This window comes from Fenollaria sp. C0166D3 (genome assembly GCF_056590255.1).
Genome location: NZ_JBWPVU010000009.1, coordinates 1 through 18,532, shown reverse-complemented (window position 1 = coordinate 18,532; position 18,532 = coordinate 1). Strand labels below are relative to the sequence as shown.

Annotated in this window: 18 protein-coding genes and 1 riboswitch; all 18 genes read right to left on the bottom strand. The window is 37.9% G+C overall.

Going from position 1 to position 18,532, the window contains the following annotated elements:
* Positions 1 to 207: 207 nt before the first annotated feature.
* The 18 genes from AC1EJ0_RS06970 to mnmH all read right to left on the bottom strand — a co-directional run bounded on the left by AC1EJ0_RS06970 (position 208) and on the right by mnmH (position 18,474).
* Complete coding sequence (locus AC1EJ0_RS06970) at positions 208 to 1,785, bottom strand: PhnE/PtxC family ABC transporter permease (protein WP_480023777.1); 1,578 nt, start codon at positions 1,783 to 1,785, stop codon at positions 208 to 210.
* Positions 1,757 to 2,491 carry a phosphonate ABC transporter ATP-binding protein gene (gene phnC / locus AC1EJ0_RS06965; RefSeq protein WP_320604599.1) on the bottom strand — a complete coding sequence of 245 codons (735 nt, stop codon included), beginning with the start codon at positions 2,489 to 2,491 and terminating at the stop codon, positions 1,757 to 1,759. Before phnC ends, AC1EJ0_RS06970 begins: the two co-directional genes overlap by 29 nt.
* Positions 2,488 to 3,369 (bottom strand): phosphate/phosphite/phosphonate ABC transporter substrate-binding protein, encoded by an 882-nt coding sequence (locus AC1EJ0_RS06960; protein WP_480023776.1) that lies wholly within the window; start codon positions 3,367 to 3,369, stop codon positions 2,488 to 2,490. The genes phnC and AC1EJ0_RS06960 overlap by 4 nt, the downstream gene beginning before the upstream one ends.
* 9 nt (positions 3,370 to 3,378) lie before the next feature.
* Positions 3,379 to 4,017 carry an HAD family hydrolase gene (locus tag AC1EJ0_RS06955; protein WP_480023775.1) on the bottom strand — a complete coding sequence of 213 codons (639 nt, stop codon included), beginning with the start codon at positions 4,015 to 4,017 and terminating at the stop codon, positions 3,379 to 3,381.
* Complete coding sequence (galU, locus tag AC1EJ0_RS06950; protein ID WP_480023774.1) at positions 4,007 to 4,876, bottom strand: UTP--glucose-1-phosphate uridylyltransferase GalU; 870 nt, start codon at positions 4,874 to 4,876, stop codon at positions 4,007 to 4,009. Before galU ends, AC1EJ0_RS06955 begins: the two co-directional genes overlap by 11 nt.
* Positions 4,877 to 4,884: 8 nt before the next feature.
* Positions 4,885 to 6,669: a glutamine--fructose-6-phosphate transaminase (isomerizing) gene (gene glmS / locus AC1EJ0_RS06945; RefSeq protein WP_480023773.1), complete on the bottom strand. Its 1,785-nt coding sequence runs from the start codon at positions 6,667 to 6,669 to the stop codon at positions 4,885 to 4,887.
* A gap of 163 nt (positions 6,670 to 6,832) precedes the next feature.
* Positions 6,833 to 7,690, bottom strand: a complete 858-nt coding sequence (locus tag AC1EJ0_RS06940) for a MetQ/NlpA family ABC transporter substrate-binding protein (protein ID WP_480023772.1) — start codon at positions 7,688 to 7,690, stop codon at positions 6,833 to 6,835.
* Positions 7,687 to 8,370 (bottom strand): methionine ABC transporter permease, encoded by a 684-nt coding sequence (locus AC1EJ0_RS06935; protein WP_480023771.1) that lies wholly within the window; start codon positions 8,368 to 8,370, stop codon positions 7,687 to 7,689. Before AC1EJ0_RS06935 ends, AC1EJ0_RS06940 begins: the two co-directional genes overlap by 4 nt.
* On the bottom strand, positions 8,367 to 9,365 hold the full coding sequence (locus AC1EJ0_RS06930; RefSeq protein ID WP_294985548.1) for a methionine ABC transporter ATP-binding protein: 999 nt from the start codon (positions 9,363 to 9,365) through the stop codon (positions 8,367 to 8,369). Before AC1EJ0_RS06930 ends, AC1EJ0_RS06935 begins: the two co-directional genes overlap by 4 nt.
* A 71-nt stretch (positions 9,366 to 9,436) precedes the next feature.
* Positions 9,437 to 9,531: riboswitch (SAM riboswitch) on the bottom strand.
* Positions 9,532 to 9,679: 148 nt separating this feature from the next.
* On the bottom strand, positions 9,680 to 10,336 hold the full coding sequence (locus tag AC1EJ0_RS06925) for a hypothetical protein (protein WP_480023770.1): 657 nt from the start codon (positions 10,334 to 10,336) through the stop codon (positions 9,680 to 9,682).
* 84 nt (positions 10,337 to 10,420) lie between these two features.
* Entirely contained in the window at positions 10,421 to 11,695 is a 1,275-nt protein-coding gene (locus AC1EJ0_RS06920) for an adenylosuccinate synthase (RefSeq protein ID WP_480023769.1), read from the bottom strand.
* Positions 11,696 to 11,704: 9 nt separating this feature from the next.
* Positions 11,705 to 13,141, bottom strand: coding sequence for an adenylosuccinate lyase (gene purB, locus AC1EJ0_RS06915; RefSeq protein WP_480023768.1), 1,437 nt, complete (start codon positions 13,139 to 13,141; stop codon positions 11,705 to 11,707).
* Positions 13,128 to 14,516, bottom strand: coding sequence for an amidophosphoribosyltransferase (gene purF / locus AC1EJ0_RS06910; RefSeq protein ID WP_480023767.1), 1,389 nt, complete (start codon positions 14,514 to 14,516; stop codon positions 13,128 to 13,130). Before purF ends, purB begins: the two co-directional genes overlap by 14 nt.
* Positions 14,516 to 15,223: a phosphoribosylaminoimidazolesuccinocarboxamide synthase gene (gene purC / locus AC1EJ0_RS06905; protein WP_294795426.1), complete on the bottom strand. Its 708-nt coding sequence runs from the start codon at positions 15,221 to 15,223 to the stop codon at positions 14,516 to 14,518. The genes purF and purC overlap by 1 nt, the downstream gene beginning before the upstream one ends.
* Positions 15,224 to 15,347: 124 nt before the next feature.
* Positions 15,348 to 15,881: a hypothetical protein gene (locus AC1EJ0_RS06900; RefSeq protein WP_480023766.1), complete on the bottom strand. Its 534-nt coding sequence runs from the start codon at positions 15,879 to 15,881 to the stop codon at positions 15,348 to 15,350.
* A gap of 134 nt (positions 15,882 to 16,015) precedes the next feature.
* A complete protein-coding gene (locus AC1EJ0_RS06895; protein WP_480023765.1) occupies positions 16,016 to 16,867 on the bottom strand; it encodes a DegV family protein in 852 nt (283 codons plus the stop codon).
* On the bottom strand, positions 16,864 to 17,406 hold the full coding sequence (locus tag AC1EJ0_RS06890) for a DUF1836 domain-containing protein (protein ID WP_480023764.1): 543 nt from the start codon (positions 17,404 to 17,406) through the stop codon (positions 16,864 to 16,866). Before AC1EJ0_RS06890 ends, AC1EJ0_RS06895 begins: the two co-directional genes overlap by 4 nt.
* A gap of 51 nt (positions 17,407 to 17,457) precedes the next feature.
* Entirely contained in the window at positions 17,458 to 18,474 is a 1,017-nt protein-coding gene (gene mnmH / locus AC1EJ0_RS06885; protein ID WP_480023763.1) for a tRNA 2-selenouridine(34) synthase MnmH, read from the bottom strand.
* Positions 18,475 to 18,532: the final 58 nt, after the last annotated feature.

Sequence of the window (18,532 nt, the reverse complement as noted above, 5' to 3'; positions counted from 1 at the left end):
TCGAAAATATTTGGCAAATACAATCGCCGTTTAAAAAACATTTCTCAGCCAATATTTAAATTAGCCACAGCTAACTTTTGTTAGCTATAACTAATATTATACTCTTCAATATGTTTAAAGTCAATACCTTTTTTAATAAACCTATAAAAATATTTTATATCATTAAATTTTTATAAGAATAAAAAAAGTGAGCGAGTGCCCACTTAATTATAATAGTTTTTTTCTTATTGTTGATGACAGATAGTCAAAGAATATAATCATGACTGAGCTGACTAGAAGTAGCGAGCCAACTCGATTCCAATTGCGCCACGAGATGTTCATCGATAGTAGTGTACCGATACCGCCTGCGCCGATAAGACCGAGCACTGATGAGTTTCTGATGTTTGACTCGAGCCTATATAGAACGAAGCCCAAGAAGCTTCTGTATGTCTTTGAATAAATCATTTTCGTATACATGGTAAAGGGACTTAGGCCAAGCGCCTGCATAGACATGATTGAATCAGCTGGTATGTCCTCGATGTATTCGAAGTAAAGTTTACTAAGCATGCCCGATGTGTAGACTGTAAGCGCGAGTGCACCTGCAAATGGTCCAGGTCCTAGGCCTCTGAAGAAGATTATGGCTGAGATGATTGGCGGGAAGGTCCTGATTACATTAATAAGCACTTTGAATAGCACTGAAACTTTTTTCGAAGGAGCGATATTCACCGCAGTAAATGGAGTAAAGATAAATGATACGATGGCTCCCATAAGCGAAGCGAAGATGGCGATGGCAGCTGACTCAACGGCCGCTGGCACTGCTCTTGATAGATAAGCAAAATCTGGATCAAATATCTTTCCTATGATGACACTACCTTGCTTAAGGCCAAGAAGGAAGCGCTCGTATGTGATATTGATAGAAAACTTGATTACGAGGAAGAGTGCTATTAAGAAAAGCGCAAAGAATATTTTTTTAAGTATCTTGCTTCTCTTGTATGAAGCTAGATCATTTACTTTGAATGGACTCTTGATATCGACCTGTCTAAGCTTTTGGCTCACTAAGTCTATAAGGAAAATTAAAATAAGTAGCATAAAGATGATTGACGAGACTCTATCGTAGTTCATGTGATTTAGTTCAAGCCACAGTCTTTGTCCTATGCCACCTGCGCCAACTAGTCCAAGTATTGACGCGCTTCTAATGTTGCTTTCTAAGCAAAGTAAAAATGTCGATACAATAAATTTTCTCATCTTAGTTAAAATTATCTTGTAATAGATTTTGCCCTTGCCAATGCCGAGTGACTTGTAAAAATCAAAATCGTCCTTGTCCATGGCCTCTATGTATTCTTTTATTAGTTTTGTTGACATGAAAAATGAAATGATGCTAAGTGCCAATAGTCCTGAGAAGCGTCCGGCTGAGAAAAAGCTCACAAGTAGCGCCGCCCATATAAGTGATGGAAGCGTTCTAAATACTGAAAATACTGCGCTTAGTACTTTTGAGACTATTTGCGAAGGACTTGTGTTGTATGGAAGGAAGAATGTTATGATGCATGCCAAGAAGACTCCGAAGGCCGATGATACAAAGGCCATAAGAAATGTTTCGAAGACTAGGTCCATAACCGAGGCTATGTAAGCGAAATCAAGTGTAAACATCCTCCTGACTAGGTCAAACATATCTGGCAGACCACGCAAAAAAGAGCTTAAGGAAAATTCTGATCCTAAGCCTGAAGCTATAAGCAAGGCAAAAAATGCCAATGCTAGTAAATTTTTCTTTCTTCTCTTTTTAGATAAATAAGTCTTTAACTGAGTCATAATTTAGTTCATCCGTACTCCTGTCGAAATATACTCTGTGGTCCTTGATTGCAATCACACGCTTTGCGTACTCAAGCGATAAATCAAGGTCATGCATGCTAATGATGATGGTCTTATTGTAATCAGTATTAAGCATCTTGAAAATGTCCATGATGGACCTCTTTGTCTCTATATCGAGTGAAGATATAGGCTCGTCCGCGAGGATTAGGTCCGACTTTTGAAAAAGCGATCGAGCTATGGCTACTCTTTGCTTTTGTCCGCCTGATAGGTCTTTGGCAAGGGCATAAGTCTTTTCTTTAAGCCCAACCATCTCGATGGCTTTGAGCGCATCACTATACTCATCGTCAGTGAACTTCGATAGCATTGCCTCAAAAAACTTTTTCTCGCCAAGACGCGCGAGTAAAACATTATCAAGAACTGAAATATTTTCAATAATGCTTGTGTCTTGAAAGATGAAGGCTATCTTTCGTCTAAGCCTTCTTAAATCTTTTGCGCCAAGGCTATGAACGTCCTCGCCCTTGTATAAAACGCTTCCCTTGCTAAGTGGGTTAAGTGCGTTTATTGCCTTTAGTATAGTTGACTTGCCTGCACCTGATGGGCCTATAAGCGCGACAAAGTCTCCTTCGTTTAAATCGAAAGAGACGTCTTTTATCGCATCAATATTTTTTTCGTACTGTACTGATATATCTTTTACTTCTAATATCATTTCTCTAAATCAACATTCATAATCTTAGCTGTGTCGATAACATTTTGGAAGTCATCGTTTGTTGCTTCGACAAAGCCTGTTAGGTTGAATATCTTTTCGCAGGCTTCTTTGCCTTCGCCGCTTGATAAATCATTTTGAAAGACTTCTTTTATCTTTTGCTTCATATCGTCACTTAGATCCTTGCTTGCTGCAACACATACATATGGGATCTTATCAGTGTATTCAAGCACTTCTAGTCCTTCAAGACCATCAAAGTCCTTCATAAGCTTCTTTTCAGCGCCTTCATATGTCGCGCAGACATCAACGTCACCATTTAAAAGCATTTGAACAGCCTTATCATGACCACCAGCGAACATGTATTCAATATCTTTTTCAAGATCAAGTCCACCCTTAACAAGCATTGCACCTGGATATATATAGCCTGAAGCGCTCTCTGGGTCAACGAAAGCAACTTTTTTGCCTTTAAGTGCTTCGTAGCCATCCTTTTCATACGCTTCTTTGATGTCAGAATCTTTTCTTACTAATAATTCACTTCTATAATAATTTTTGCCGTCCTTGTTAAGTGCTGACAAAAGCACTTCTGCTCCGCCGTTCTTATTTGCAAGTACATAGGCAAATGGTGGAATAATTGCAAAATCAACTTTGCCTGAGCCAAGCGCCTCAACTACGCCAACATAGTTTGTTGATGTAAACATAGAAACTTTTTTACCAAGCTTGTCTGTAAGTATATTTGTTAATGGTTCTGTTAAGTCTTCTAGTTTATCTTGGTCAACTAAAGGTACGAAGCCTAGTTGAAGTTCATCCTTTTCCTTTGGCTTACATGCGACTAGGCCCATAAGCATAGATAAAATAATTAGTGTTAAAATAAATTTTTTCATAATGTCCTCCTAAATTTCTGTAAAATCTCTGATGATGATGTCGCTATATTTAGAAATATGTGACAGATAGTCCTCGTTATCAAGTACGCCAACCGTTAAAAAGCCTGCTTTTTTCGCAGTTTTAAGGTTCTTCGGCAAGTCTTCGAAGACTAAAGTGTTCTGCGGCATGATATTGTATTTTGCAATGCACTTTAAATAGATGAGTGGCGACGATTTATCTGAGCCGATGTCAGATAGAGTCACTATGTCATCAAAAAGCGTATGCATATCAAACTTTTTAAGCGTAGTAATAAAAATGTCCTTCTCATTCGCTGTCGCGATCGAAGTTTTAACGCCTTTTTCTCTAAGTCTCTTTAAGTAATCAATGATGCCCTTCTTAGGCACTACATTGTTTTCAAATTCTTCCTTTGCTAGATGAGTCCACTCACTAACGACATCTTCTGTCGTCATATTTAGTGCGTAGCGCTCAATTGTGTATTTTGCAGCGTCCGTGAGCGTCTTGTGCATGATATTGTCAAAGTAATCATCCGTCAAGAAAAGCGAGTGCCTCGTAAAAAATCTTAGGTCAACGTTTTTCCAAACATTCATCGAGTCAAAGACAGTTCCATCCAAGTCGAAGATGGCTGCCTCAAAGTCCTTAAGCCTCATCTTTCACTATATCCTTGATGTAATTTAAAACATCTTCACGAATATCGCTTCTTAGAGCAAAATCAAGATTAGCCTGTATAAAACCAAGCTTGCTACCAAGGTCATATCTGTGGCCTTCAAAGACATAAGCGTAGATATCGTCTTCTTTTAATAGCATGTCAATAGCGTCAGTCAGCTGTATCTCGCCGTTCTTCCCTGGCTTAGTCTTTTTTAAAAGCTCAAAGATATCATTCTTCAAGATGTATCTACCAAGCACAGCTATATTCGACGGAGCCTTGTCAATATCAGGCTTTTCGACTATGGACTTGACCTTATATAATCTTTCATTCACTTTTTCGTCGTAGGCGATGATGCCATACTTCGATGTATCTTCTTTAGCTACAAGACCCACGCCCAAGATGGATTTGCCCGTCTCGTCATAAGCGTTCATCAGCTGCTTTAAGCAAGGCTCTTTCGAGTAAACGATGTCGTCGCCTAAAAGCACTGCGACATCTTCCCCGCCCGCAAAGCTCTCAGCACACAAAATTGCGTGGCCAAGGCCAAGCGGCGCCTTTTGCCTGATGTAATAAATATTGACCATATCAGAGATTTTGTTAATCTCCTTAAGTATCTCAAACTTGCCAGACTCCTCAAGAGACTTCTCTAGCTCTATGTTTCTGTCGAAGTGATCCTCGATAGAATTTTTATTTCTACCAGTTATAATCAATATGTCCGTGATGCCCGACTCATAAGCTTCTTCAACTATGTATTGAAGCGTCGGTTTATCAAAGATGGGTATCATCTCCTTTGGCGATGCCTTAGTCTGAGGAAGCATCCTCGTTCCAAGTCCCGCCGCGGGTATTATTGCTTTTTTAATCATATATCCTCCTACTCTACTGTTACGCTCTTTGCCAAGTTTCTCGGCTTGTCAATGTCGCGTCCTAAAACTAGCGCTGTGTAGTAGCTCATTAGCTGACCGAACAAAACGCTGTATATAGGCGCGAAGACCGTGAATGTTCTTTTTAGATTCACTATGCCCTTGCCCTCATCTTGATTTGTCACGAGTATGGTATCAGCGCCTCTCGCAACTAGCTCTTCCAAAGTAGTTCTTGTCTTATCAAATATTTGTCCTTCGTTTGCAAAGGCAATAGCCGATGACTTTTCATCTATAAGAGCGATGCTGCCATGTTTTAGCTCGCCTGCTTTAAAGGCGATTGAGTTAATGTAGCTAATCTCTTTAAGCTTAAGCGAAACTTCAAGAGCCGCAATATAATCAAGGTCACGACCTATGAAGAATATCTTTTCCTTATCCTTAATCCTCTCAGCGACTTCCTTGGCAATAGGCTCAAGCCTTGTTATTTCTGAATCCATTTCCCTAGATATTTTTACTAATTCATCTACAATTTGGCTGTACATACCGCAGTCGTATCCTGCTAGGCCATCTCTAAAATATATGCCAAGTAAATATATGCATAGTATTTGCATCATAAAGGCTTTGGTCGATGCAACTGAAATTTCTGGTCCAGCAAAGATGTGTACCTTATAGTCAGCGATCCTATCAAGTGACGAATTAATCACGTTTGTGATGGCAAGTACTGTCGCACCACTTGCCTTTGCTTCTTTTACAAGGCCCATGACGTCGGCTGTTTCGCCTGATTGGCTGATCGCTATTAGAAGCGTCTTCTTACCAATGAAGTTATACGAGTATCTTAGTTCGCTCGATGTTTCAGCAATTATTGGTCTTTCTATAAACCTTTCAAGATAGTTCTTAGCAAGTAGACTTGCGTGATAAGCTGTGCCGCAGCCTGTTACGTAGATATTATCAAAGTCATTTAGATTAAGTCCATATAATTCATCAAAGTAGACTTTGCCGTCACGAATGTGCCTATCAAGAAGCTCCTTAAACTTCTTTGGCTCTTCATGTATTTCCTTTAGCATAAAGTGCTCGTAGCCATCTTTTTGAGTTTCTTCTATATTGACATTTGATTTTTGAATTTCTCTTTGAACTTCTTTATGAGAATTGTAAATCTTGATGCCGTCACTATTTAAAACGCCCATATCACCATCTTCAAAGTAAATAATTTCATTACTTAGATCGATGGCAGCTGAGATATCGCTTGCAAATAGATATTCATCATTCTTAACGCTCATTAATAGAGGGCAGCCCTTTTTGGCAAAATATAAATTTTTTGTCTTTTTATCCAAAACTAAAATCGCGTAACTGCCTTTGACATCTTCAAGTGCCTTCATAAAGCTATCTACATTATTTTCCTTCATATTCCTTGCGATGTACTCGATAAGAACTTCTGTGTCAGTCTCGCCCTTTGGAGTAAAATCTGGCATGGATTTCTTTAGCTCAAGATAATTTTCTATGACACCGTTATGAACTATGGCATAATCACCCTTCGTATCAAGGTGCGGATGCGCGTTCGTTTCAGTCACACCGCCATGTGTCGCCCATCTCGTATGAGCGATGGCAATGCCAGCAGCTTCCTTTGGACAAGCCTTGTCAAGCTCCTTTATCCTGCCAACTCTTTTATATATCTTTAAATCATTATCTTTAATGTAGGCAATGCCAGAGGAGTCATAGCCCCTGTACTCAAGGCTATAAAGGCCTTTGATTGCGTACTTTATTGCATCATTCTTGCCATAGTATCCAACTATACCACACATAATATCTTCCTTTCAAAAAAGCATTTATAATATTACTCGTGCGCAAATCTTTTTCGCGCATAAACATCTATATTAATTATAACATATATTTATGAAAAAATATAAAATTTTTACAAAAGAAAAGTGATAGCCGTAGCCATCACTTATCTCGTCATTAAATATATTAAAAAGCAGGGTAGATTTCTCCCTTGTAAGTATCTTCGATAAACTTTTTGCAAGCGTCTGATTGGAATACTTTGATAAGCTTTTGGAACTTATCTTTTGTTTCGTCACCTTTTCTAACAGCGATGATGTTTGCGTAAGGGCTGTCCTTGTCTTCAAGAGCTAAAGCATCAGCTGATGGGTTAAGTCCTGCGCCAAGCGCGAAGTTTGTGTTTATAGCTGCTAGTGCTGCATCTTTATAAACGTTTGGTATATTTGCTGCTTCAATTGGAGTAAATTTTAAGTTCTTTGTGTTTTGATCAATATCTTTTTCAGTTATATCTTCTTTAGTATCATCTTTAAGTGTGATTAGACCATTCTTTTCAAGTAATAGTAAAGCTCTACGTCCGTTTGATGGGTCGCTTGGTATTAAAACTTCGTCTCCGTCCTTTAATTCGTCAAGTGACTTGATCTTGTCTGAGTATAATCCCATTGGTTCGATGTGTACTGAACCAAGATTTTCTAAGTTAAGTCCTCTTTCTTTAGCAAAATTAATTAGGTATGGTATGTGTTGGAAATAGTTTGCATCGATGTCGCCTTGGTCAAGAGCTAGGTTTGGTTGAACGTAGTCATCAAATACCTTTACTTCAACATCTAGTCCTTCTTTTGCAAACTCGTCTTTAAGTGCTTCAGTAATTTCTGCGTGAGGTACTGGTGATACACCTATGATAATCTTATTGTCATCATCTGTTTGTGCTTCTGTCTTTGTTTCAGTATTTGTTTCTGCATCATTTTTATTTGTATTTCCTGTAGAGTTATTGCAAGCTACAAGGCTTGTTAATAGTGTTAATGCTAATAGTAATGTAAATATTTTTTTCATTTTATTCTCTCCTTAATTTTATAAATTAATTTTTTGTTTACTTTTTTGTATATAGTGTTTCCTGTAAATTGTACAATTTGTACGATTATAACTATGAGTGCGACTGAAATCCAAAGTATGTCAAGTTGATTTCTTTGGTAGCCGTATCTGATTGCGATGTCACCAAGACCGCCTCCGCCAAGCGCTCCAGCCATCGCTGAGTAGCCAACCAAGTTGATTATGGTAGTCGTTACGCCAAGTATAGCCGCTGGCACTGTCTCTTTTAATAGCACCTTGACTATTTCAAAATTGCTTGCACCCATTGATTTAGCTGCTTCTATGACACCTGCATCTACTTCTAGGAAGTAGCCTTCATATAATCTTGCTATGAAGGGTGCTGCCGCAAATGTTAGTGGCACCAAAGCCGCCTCAGTTCCTATTGCCTTACCAATAATAAATCTTGATAATGGCGCTAGGACTATAATTAATATAATTGCTGGCATGCTTCTAAATATGTTTATGATGCCATTTGTTATTGTATATATAAATTTATTTTCTCTTAAACCATTTGGTCTAGTCACATAAGTTAATATGCCCCATGGAAGTCCGATAATTAGAGCGATGAGCGCCGGCACTATAATCATGATTATAGTTTCAGGAAGTGCTGGTAAAACTATGTCCACTATTTCCTTGAACCTCATGCTATCACCTCCGATACTTCTGCGCAATTAGCTTTTAAGTAAGAAATAACTTTTTGTGCCTCTTCGTCTGAGCCGCGTAGCTCAACGACCATGTAACCAAGCTCTTCATCCAAAACGTTACTGATGTTACCGTCAATGATGTTGATGTCAACGTTAAAGGTCTTCATCGCGTTACTTAATACAGGCGTCTTAACTGTGTCCTTCGAGTAAGAAAGTCTAATCAATTTGCCAGTGAAAGCGCTGTAGTCAAGCTCTGTATCAGGAGCCGCCTTCTTGATAAAGCTTTGTGCAAGCTTTGTCTTTGGGTTTTTGAAAAGCTCTGTAGTAGTGTTTTCTTCTATAATTCTTCCATTTTCCATAAGAGCAATTTTGTTCGAAGCATCCTTTGCCGCTTCCATCTGATGCGTTATCATTATGGTAGTCGTATCAAAGTCATCTCTTGCTCTTTTATATAAATCTATGACCATCCTAGTGCTTTCTGGGTCAAGTGCGCTCGTTGCTTCGTCTGAAAGTATAATCTCAGGCTTAGATACAAGGGCTCTTGCTATGGCAACTCTTTGTCTTTGTCCGCCAGATAATTCACTTGGATATGCCTTCTCTTTATTAAGTAGGCCAACATAATCAAGAAACTTTCTCGCTTCAGCCTTTTTGTCTCCCTTGAAGCCATTTAAGTTTAAAGGAAAAATCACATTGTCTAGAACTGTGTATTGACTGAAAAGATTAAAAGTTTGAAAGATAAAAGCGATTCTTTTTCTTAAAGCTAAGAGCTCTTTTTGCTTTAAGTTAAAGATGTTCACTCCATCTATGATTACTTCGCCACTGTCAGCTTCCTCAAGTCTATTGAGTAGTCTAACTAAAGTTGACTTGCCTGCTCCAGATAAACCTATGATGGCCAAGATGTCTTTCTTTTCTGCTTTAAAACTTACGCCATCGACAGCATTAAATTCTTTGCCATCTACCTTGTAAGTCTTAATCAAATTTTTTGCTTCTATCATAAGCTCCTCCTTCCTTGGATAAATCCAATAAAAAAACTCTTTACCAAAAGATAAAGAGTATCGTGAAAAAATCGTCATCTTTCGGTATAACCGCTGGAATTAGCACCTTGATTAAACAGGTTGCCGGGCTTCATAGGGCCAGTCCCTCCGCCTCTCTGGATGAATTATATTGTGTTTAGATTATACAGGTCATTTTATATTAAAGATGTGATTTAAATCACAAATATTGATTTTTTTATAAAAATATGTATATTATTATAAGATTTCTTTATAGATATAGAAAGAGCGAGACAAGTGCCTCGCTTCATTTTTATTTACTCTACTATGTTTATGGTGATGCTGCCGCTCTTATAATCACATAGCTTAGCAAGTTCATCGCTTAGAACTATGCTAATTGTGTCGCCAACTTTCAAGTCTTTAAATGTAATTAATATTTTTTGTATATTATAATCTCCAAAAAACTTTATTTCGTGCTTAGCCTTTGTTTTAATTTCAAGTAGCTTTTCAGGATCAAGATATGGAAGCTTCCTTTTGAATGTAAGCGAATAATCGTTTACAAGCTCTGGGTAAACGATATTATATGATAAATTAACACTGAAAATATTATTTTTTAGATCTTTAATTGATAGCTCCTCTTCTTCATCAAGTTGATGTTCTTTTATTGAAAACACTGGATCGATTGTAGCCGCTGCTATTTTATTTTTTAAATCAGCATCAGCTTTTTTATTCATATTGCTAAGTATTTCTTTATAAAAATCAAGCATTCTTTTATTCGTATACATATCATTATCTAAATCTATAATTTTTTTATTAAGCTTATCAATTTTTGTTTCTAGCTCATTTATACTTGCATTTTCAGAAGTTTCTATCTTATTATCAATATCATCTTTGCTTACATCATTTGTTTTTGTGCAGCCAAAACTCATTAGTATGCAAAGCACTAAGAGAAATAAAACTATTTTCTTATTCATGTTACCATCTCCTTATAAGTATTATATCACAAACGCAATTTTTTACAAAAAAACTACGCTCATATACACAAGCGTAGTTAATCTTTATCTTATTATCATTTCTTCTCTCTTTGGTCCTGTAGAAATGTATTTAAATTTTTTGCCAAGTTTTTCTTCGATAAATTCGATATAGTCCCTTGCTTCTTTTGGAAGCTCTTCGTACTTAGTTATGCCTCTTATGTCGCTCTTCCATCCCTTAAGTCTTTCTAAAACTGGTTTTGCTTTTTTAAGCTTGGATGTATTAGGGAATTCATCTGTTATCTCGCCGTCTATGTCGTAGCTAACGCAAACTGGTATTTCATCTAAGTAGCTAAGTGCGTCTACGACCATGAAGGCGATATCTGTCGCGCCTTGCATTTCGATGCCGTACTTTGTTGCGACTACGTCGAACCAACCAACTCTTCTTGGTCTACCTGTTGTTGCACCGAACTCACCTTTGTCGCCGCCATGAGTCCTCAATTGATTTGCTTCTTCATCAAAAATTTCGCTAACGAACTCGCCTGCGCCTACTGCTGATGAATATGCCTTTGTTACTGCGATGATGTTTTTAATTTCATACGGTGGCACTCCAGCTCCTATAGATGCGTATCCAGCTAGTGTTGATGAGCTTGTTACCATTGGATAAATGCCATGATCAGTATCTTTAAGTGTGCCAAGTTGACCTTCAAATAAGATCTTCTTGCCATCTTTGATAGCTTTTCTTAGCATTTTGGATGTGTTCTTAACATATGGCTTAATTATTTCGCCATATTCAAGAAGTGTCTTTAAAACGTCTTCCTTCTTAAGCGGCTCTTTATGATAAAGCTCCTTAAGTATCGCATTTTTGATTGGCAATATCAAATCTAATTTTTCTGAAAGATATTCTTCGTCGTAAAGCTCATTCACTTCAAAGCCTATCTTTTGATATTTATCTGCAAATATATATGCAATACCTGATTTAGTCGATCCAAAGGATGCCTTGCTAAGTCTTTCTTCTTCGTACTTATCAAAGTCTAGGTGATATGGCATAACTATTTGTGCTCTGTCAGATACATAAACTTTTGGCTCTTTAACGCCTGCGTCCACTATTGATTTAAGCTCGTTAATGAAGAATGGTATGTTTAGCGCAACGCCATTGGCAAGTATATTGACAGTGTTTTCATTAAATACTCCTGATGGCAATAGATGAAGTGCAAATCTACCATAATTATTGATAATAGTGTGGCCAGCGTTGGCTCCGCCTTGAAATCTAACGACATAATCTGCATCACATGCTAGCATATCAGTTACTTTACCCTTGCCTTCGTCGCCCCAGTTAGCTCCTACTATAGCTGTAATCATATATACCTCCTAAACATTGAGTTCAACTTTGATACCGATGCTGTCCTTGTTCTTTTCAAGTATCGGGTCAATAGTTTCACTTACAAATTCTTCAACTTGTGAAGATGCTCTTCCGCTAATCTTTGATGCAGCCTTTATCTCTTCTATGTCATCCATAGTCAAGTTAAAGTCTTTGTCATCAGAAATTAGCTTTAATAAATTATTGTCCTTGCCCTCTTCTTTGATCCTCTTTTGTGCTTCTCTTGAATGAACTCTGATCTTGTCATGAAGGGCTTGTCTGTCGCCACCACGCTTAACGCATTCCATCAGTATATTTTCTGTTATCATGAATGGAAGCTCTTCGTTTAAGTGCTTCTTAATAACATTTTCATAAACTATAAGTCCGTCACTAACATTGATGTATATATCTAGTACACCATCAAGTGCTAGGAAGGCCTCGCTCACAGCTATCCTCTTATTAGCCGAGTCATCAAGTGTTCTTTCAAACCATTGTGTTGCGGCTGTTATTTGCGGATTAAGTGAATTTACTATGATGTAGCGTGAAATGGATGCGATTCTTTCTGCACGCATAGGATTTCTCTTATATGGCATTGCAGATGAACCAATTTGATTCTTTTCTAGTGGCTCTTCTATTTCTTTTAAATTTGCTAATAATCTTAAGTCGCCTGAGAACTTGTATGCACTTTGCGCAATTAGGCTAAGTACATTAAGTATCTTGGCATCTATCTTCCTTGTATATGTTTGTCCGCTTATAGTTAAAACTTTGTCGAAACCAAGTTTTTTCACTATAAGTTCATCGACTTTCTTTACTTTTTCTTCGTCGTTGTCAAAAAGTTCCATGAAAGAGGCTTGTGTGCCTGTAGTTCCCTTTGAGCCAAGTAATTTGTAATCTGCTAATAATTTATCTAGCTCTTCTAGGTCCATGTAAAGGTCTTGAAGCCATAGCGATGCTCTCTTACCAACAGTAGTTGGTTGAGCTGCTTGGTAGTGAGTGTAGCCAAGTGTGTCAAGGTCCTTGTACTTCATGGCAAAGTCCCTAAGGTTTTTCATAACAGTAAGAACTTTTTTTCTGATAAGCTTAAGAGCCTCGTGCATAGTGATAAGGTCAGTGTTATCACCAACGTAGCAGCTAGTTGCTCCTAAGTGAATGATTGCCTTTGCCTTTGGCACTTGAAGACCATAGGCATAGACATGGCTCATAACATCGTGACGCACAAGCTTTTCCCTCTCTTTTGCGACTTCGATGTTAAGATTGTCCTTATTAGCCTTCATCTCTTCTATAGCTTCGTCAGATATGTCTAGACCCATCTCTTTTTCAGCTTCTGCAAGGGCTATCCACATCTTTCTCCATGTTTTAAATTTATATTCTTCTGAAAATATATACTGCATCTCTTTAGAAGAGTATCTTTCTGAGAACGGCGATATATATTTATTATATTTGTCCATCTTCCACCTCTGTTGGATAATTACCAGTAAAGCAGGCGTTGCAATAGTCACAGCGTCCTTCAACAAGCTCCTTTAGGTCCTCTACCTTTAAGTAACCAAGCGAATCACAGCCAATGTAGTCCCTGATTTCATCTTGAGTGTACTTAAACGCGATTAGCTCCTTATTTGTCGGCACGTCAGTACCGTAGAAGCATGGATATAAGAATGGTGGCGAGGATATTCTAACATGAACTTCCTTTGCACCAAGCTCCTTAAGCTGCTTTACAATATTTTTCATAGTCGTTCCTCTAACGATGGAGTCATCGACCAAAACTATCTTTTTATCTTTAACCTCATCTTTAAGAATATTTAGCTTGATAGAAACGCCTTGTGATCTTTGATCTTGACTAGGCTTGATAAATGTTCTGCCAACATAATTATTCTTGATGAAAGCTATGGAGAATGGTATATTAGCTGCTTGTGCATAGCCGTATGCTGCTGGTGTACCTGAGTCTGGAACGCCAACGACTACGTCTGCATCGACTGGATATCTCTTGTGAAGCATCCTACCCGCATTTAGTCTTGCTTCGTAAACACTGATGCCGTCAATGGCTGAGTCAGGTCTTGCGAAATAAATATATTCAAATATGCAAGTGGATTTTTTCGCTTCATATTTATATACGGATTTAACTCCTTCTTCAGTAACTATAACGACTTCACCTGGTTCAACATCTCTAATAAACTTTGCTCCAACTGCATCAAGTGCACATGATTCGCTCGATACAAAGTATGTATCTCCTTTTTGACCTATACAAAGCGGATGGAAACCGTTAGGATCTCTCGCTGCTATTAACTTTTTAGGACTTGCTATAGCTAGTGAATAAGCACCAACTATCTTTGGCATAGCCTTAACAACTGCTTCTTCAACCGATTTTGACTCAAGTCTCGCTCTTGCTATAAGATAAGGAATGATTTCAGAGTCAGAAGTAGTTTGGAAGATGGCTCCTGTTTGTGAAAGTTCTTCCTTAAGCGCCTTTTGATTGACAATGTTGCCGTTGTGAGCGATGGCTAGAGTGCCTTTCCAGTAATTTATAACTAGTGGTTGAGCGTTAGAAACGGTAGAATTACCTGAAGTTGAGTACCTAACATGACCAACACCAAGATTGCCAGTGAGTTTAGCTAAATTATCTTTGTTAAAAACATCATTAACTAGACCCATATTTTTATAAACCTGGATGTTTTGGCTCATTTTGGTATCTGTTACAGCAATACCGCAAGATTCTTGTCCTCTGTGCTGTAAAGCGAATAATCCGTAGTAAATCAGAGTTGAGACGTCTTCGTGTTTAAGTGAATAAGCCCCGAAAACGCCGCACTCTTCATGTATTTTATCAAACATTATTCTAGTCCAAGTCTTCTCATGACTTCGTGGTATGCATCTTCAACATTACCAAGGTCACGTCTGAACCTGTCTTTATCAAGCTTTTCGTTAGTTTCGTAGTCCCAAAGTCTCATAGTGTCTGGACTGATTTCGTCAGCTAAGATGATCTTGCCGTCATATCTACCAAATTCAAGCTTGAAGTCAACAAGTCTTATGCCAACAGATTTAAAGTGCTTGCAAAGGTAGTCATTTACCTTTCTTGCGTAGTCCTTAATAGTTTCTACTTCTTCTTTTGTAGCAAGACCAAGCGCTGTAGCATAATCATCGTTGATGAATGGGTCATCAAGTGGATCTGACTTGTATGAGAACTCAACTATTGGGTGAAGTAATTCCTTACCTTCTTCAACACCCATCCTCTTAGAGAAGCTGCCTGCAGTTACGTTTCTAACTATAACTTCTAGTGGAACTATCTCAACAGCCTTAACTAAAGTTTCTCTGTCGTTTAATTCTTCTAGATATATAGTTGGAATGCCTTCTTTTTCAAGCTTTTGGAAGAAGAAGTTACTCATTTTGTTGTTGACAACACCTTTACCAACTATAGTACCTTTCTTCTTGCCGTTAAATGCAGTAGCATCATCCTTGTAAGACAAGATAAATTTCTTAGGGTCATCAGTCTTGAAGACCTTCTTTGCCTTGCCTTCATATACTTGTTCTAACTTTTCCATGTCGTCATCCTCCTTAAAAATTACATTCTAATTATATCACTTAGAAAAACATTTTTCAATCATTATGGAAATATTTTTGCAAAAATATAAGGACTTAATCACTAAGCCCTTATATATCATCTATTTACTTTTCTTTCTTTATCTTGATGATTCTCAATATAGTGTAAGCTTTTTTAGCCTCATACTCATCTTCGTTCATAACGTTTACTCTCTTAAACTCTACAGTCTCATCGCCATTGAGTTTAACTTTATATACGTCTACACAAGTCGATGGGCCTCCATCTCTTAACTCGCCCTTAACTTTAAATTCCACTAACGTTTTCTCAGTCACATCATTCTTTGGTGATATAACCCACTCGTCAGAGCAATTTCCTGCTGGCAAGACTACTTCTACCTCATCTTTATTTGTGTCTATGTCTATGGTCGTGACATCTGGAGTATCGCTTTCCTCTTTTCCATACATATCCTCTTTCTTTTCTACCTCATAAACTTTGCCATCGATCATTGCATAATTTTGTTCTGGATAGCCTTCTTCGTCTTTTGGAAATTTAGAGGCAATATTATTCGAAGCAATTTTATCTGTGCATGCGCTGATAAATAATAAGCTTAGTACTAATAGATATGATACAAAAATTATCTTTCTTTTATTTTCTTTCATAAAACCACCTTCCTTGTGCTTTCGTCTGATATATCGTTAACTATATAATATCACTTATCAAAGCAATTTACAAGTACTTAAATCTTACAAAATAGTAACAAAAAAAGCTTAGGTAAATCTCCTAAGCCTTTCATCTATAATTTATAATATGCAACGCCGACAAGGCCTCTGCCTGTGTGTACTGCTAGTGTCGGTGCAATTTGCTCTTCAACATATATCTTTGCTCTTGCCACTTCGTCTTTAAGTGCATCTTTAACAGCTTCGAGTGCTTCTGGATTTGCTCCGTGGCAGATTGATAAGTAGTAGTCCTTTGCGTCTTTTAACTCATCTTTTATTTTGTCTACAAGTCTTCTTTGTGCCTTTGCAAAGCCCCTCACTTTGTCAACATCATAGTAAACGCCATCTGCATCACATGTTATGATAGGTTTGATATGCAATAGCTGTCCGATAACGCCTTTAACCTTGCCTATCCTTCCGCCATTGATAAGGTTTGTAAGTTCTGGAATAACAAAGTATGTCCTTGACTTCATCTTTGCTCTATCATCTTCCATAATCTTGATGATTTCATCTGCACTATGGCCTTCATCTCTCAGCTTAGCTGCTCTATATGCATAAAAACCTGAGCCGATGGCTATGTTCTTTGTATCAAAAACTTTTACTTTGCCGTCGTAGTCCATTGCCACAAGATTTGCTAAGTTATTTGCCCCGCTAAGCCTTGACGATAGCGTGATGATTATGACTTCATCAGCGCCAGATGCAAACTCATTGTCGACTATTTCCTTTATCTCCATTGGTGATGGTGTACTTGTCTTAGGAAACTCCTTGTCAAGAAGTCTGTAGAACTCGTCCTTTTCTATATCAACTTGGTCTCTATACGATTTATCTGAGAAGTGTACCCACAAAGGTAGCATCGCCACATTTAATTCTTCATATGCTTCTTTAGGTAGATCGCAGGCTGTGTCTATAATTATTCCTACTTTACTCATATGTCCTCCTTAGCGTTTAATAGCTCGTATTCTAATAGTTTTTGCGTAATAACTTTCGTGCAAACACTCACTATGGCAAGCGTTAAGCCATTTCTCTTGTCTAGGTCCACGTCAATAGTCGCCGTCATCTTCGTATCAGGATCATCTTGTTTGCCCAAGATATCTATGATGAGTCTCATAACGCTCTCGATCTTGTCGCAAAAGTAATTATACGACTCTTCGATGGAGCTCTTCTTAAGCTCATGCAATATACCGCCATCAATCTCAGTCATGCTTAGATTGTTCTTAAAAACCGTGATTACTATGCAATAAACGATGTGATTACGAAAGTAGCGCTTCTTGATTGGGCTCGGCATAATTTTGTGCTTGACGTAGTTGTTGACCATGGACTTCGTTAATTTATTGTCCTTATCAAACATCGCTTCCAGTGCCTTGTTAACTATCTCGACTAGCTGCTCTGAATAAATGCCAAAGTCGGGTAAGTCCTTGTACCTAGGAAGCTTTAGCTCTTTAAGGCCAGTCAATATATTATCTCTCATACTGCCTCCACTTAGTATTTAATACTACGTCTATAGTTTAGCATAACTAGATTAATCTGTCAAGTACTTTTTTACAAATTCTTTAATATCGTCGTAGCTCGCATCTGTAAATACCTTGATGTAATCATACTTCTTAAATGAATACTTAGGATCGTAGTAGCTCTTCATCATGTCCTTGATGAGATCAAGGTATTCTCCCTCCATAAGCATGTCTGTGTACTTCTCATACCTTTCCTTACTAATGAATTTTTTGAACTCTTCGAAAGTCTTTATGATTTCCTCTTTATTTTCACTTGGCAAATAGTCCTCACAAATATTTTTTGCTCTCTCATCTAGAGACGCTTCGATAAGTATTTTGTCTGAGTCAAGCATCTTTTTATATAGTTTTTCATGAAGAACGATGTCACCTATCCTTCTCGATTCGCCCTCTGTAATATATGTGGCATCTGGATCATCCTTTATCGCCTCATAGATGTATGAGTCAAACATCTTTTGTGAGACCTTTTCCTTTAGGCCGACTGAGCCAAAGATGGATCCCCTGTGATTCGCATACTTCTCTAAATCTAAAACCTTTATACCATCTTCCTCAAGTCTTCTTATTATATAAGTCTTGTGTGTGCCAGTGAGTCCATAAAAAGTAAGGACCTTGATCCTCTCAAAGTATTCATCGAGCTTTTCCATCACATAGCGCCTATATGCCTTGTAGCCGCCACTTAGCTTTGAGATGTGCATGCCAAGCGCACGAAAAGTCCTCTCAAGCACAGTCGATCTATAGCCGCCTCTGTCACAATAGATTACGATCTCATCGCAAGTCTTTTCTAGCTCCAAATATTTTTCATAAAGCTCAGGAAGTTTCTTCGACGCGTACTCGACCGCCTTTATCTTAGCTAAATCGTATGATACTCTGTCATACAAGGTGCCTACTTCGCGCCTCTCATCATTATCAAGTATGGGAATATTGATAGCGCCTGGTATGTGAGCGTTTTTGTACTCGCCCTCGCTCCTCACATCGACCAAAACGATATTATCTAAATTTTCAATATCTTCGTAATTTAATTCTTCTAACATAATTTCACCTATAAACATAATACAGCAAATACACGAAAAAATCAATATTTTGCTTCTC

Bases quoted from the DNA above. Each gene is read 5' to 3' on its own strand.
- AC1EJ0_RS06940 (WP_480023772.1), bottom strand. From the start codon at position 7,690: ATGAAAAAAATATTTACATTACTATTAGCATTAACACTATTAACAAGC.
- AC1EJ0_RS06890 (WP_480023764.1), bottom strand. From the start codon at position 17,406: ATGAGAGATAATATATTGACTGGCCTTAAAGAGCTAAAGCTTCCTAGG.
- purF (WP_480023767.1), bottom strand. From the start codon at position 14,516: ATGTTTGATAAAATACATGAAGAGTGCGGCGTTTTCGGGGCTTATTCA.
- AC1EJ0_RS06900 (WP_480023766.1), bottom strand. From the start codon at position 15,881: ATGAAAGAAAATAAAAGAAAGATAATTTTTGTATCATATCTATTAGTA.
- phnC (WP_320604599.1), bottom strand. From the start codon at position 2,491: ATGATATTAGAAGTAAAAGATATATCAGTACAGTACGAAAAAAATATT.
- AC1EJ0_RS06935 (WP_480023771.1), bottom strand. From the start codon at position 8,370: ATGAGGTTCAAGGAAATAGTGGACATAGTTTTACCAGCACTTCCTGAA.
- AC1EJ0_RS06960 (WP_480023776.1), bottom strand. From the start codon at position 3,369: ATGAAAAAATTTATTTTAACACTAATTATTTTATCTATGCTTATGGGC.
- mnmH (WP_480023763.1), bottom strand. From the start codon at position 18,474: ATGTTAGAAGAATTAAATTACGAAGATATTGAAAATTTAGATAATATC.
- AC1EJ0_RS06930 (WP_294985548.1), bottom strand. From the start codon at position 9,365: ATGATAGAAGCAAAAAATTTGATTAAGACTTACAAGGTAGATGGCAAA.
- galU (WP_480023774.1), bottom strand. From the start codon at position 4,876: ATGATTAAAAAAGCAATAATACCCGCGGCGGGACTTGGAACGAGGATG.
- AC1EJ0_RS06895 (WP_480023765.1), bottom strand. From the start codon at position 16,867: ATGAGTAAAGTAGGAATAATTATAGACACAGCCTGCGATCTACCTAAA.
- AC1EJ0_RS06970 (WP_480023777.1), bottom strand. From the start codon at position 1,785: ATGACTCAGTTAAAGACTTATTTATCTAAAAAGAGAAGAAAGAAAAAT.
- purC (WP_294795426.1), bottom strand. From the start codon at position 15,223: ATGGAAAAGTTAGAACAAGTATATGAAGGCAAGGCAAAGAAGGTCTTC.
- purB (WP_480023768.1), bottom strand. From the start codon at position 13,141: ATGGACAAATATAATAAATATATATCGCCGTTCTCAGAAAGATACTCT.
- AC1EJ0_RS06955 (WP_480023775.1), bottom strand. From the start codon at position 4,017: ATGAGGCTTAAGGACTTTGAGGCAGCCATCTTCGACTTGGATGGAACT.
- AC1EJ0_RS06925 (WP_480023770.1), bottom strand. From the start codon at position 10,336: ATGAATAAGAAAATAGTTTTATTTCTCTTAGTGCTTTGCATACTAATG.
- AC1EJ0_RS06920 (WP_480023769.1), bottom strand. From the start codon at position 11,695: ATGATTACAGCTATAGTAGGAGCTAACTGGGGCGACGAAGGCAAGGGT.
- glmS (WP_480023773.1), bottom strand. From the start codon at position 6,669: ATGTGTGGTATAGTTGGATACTATGGCAAGAATGATGCAATAAAGTAC.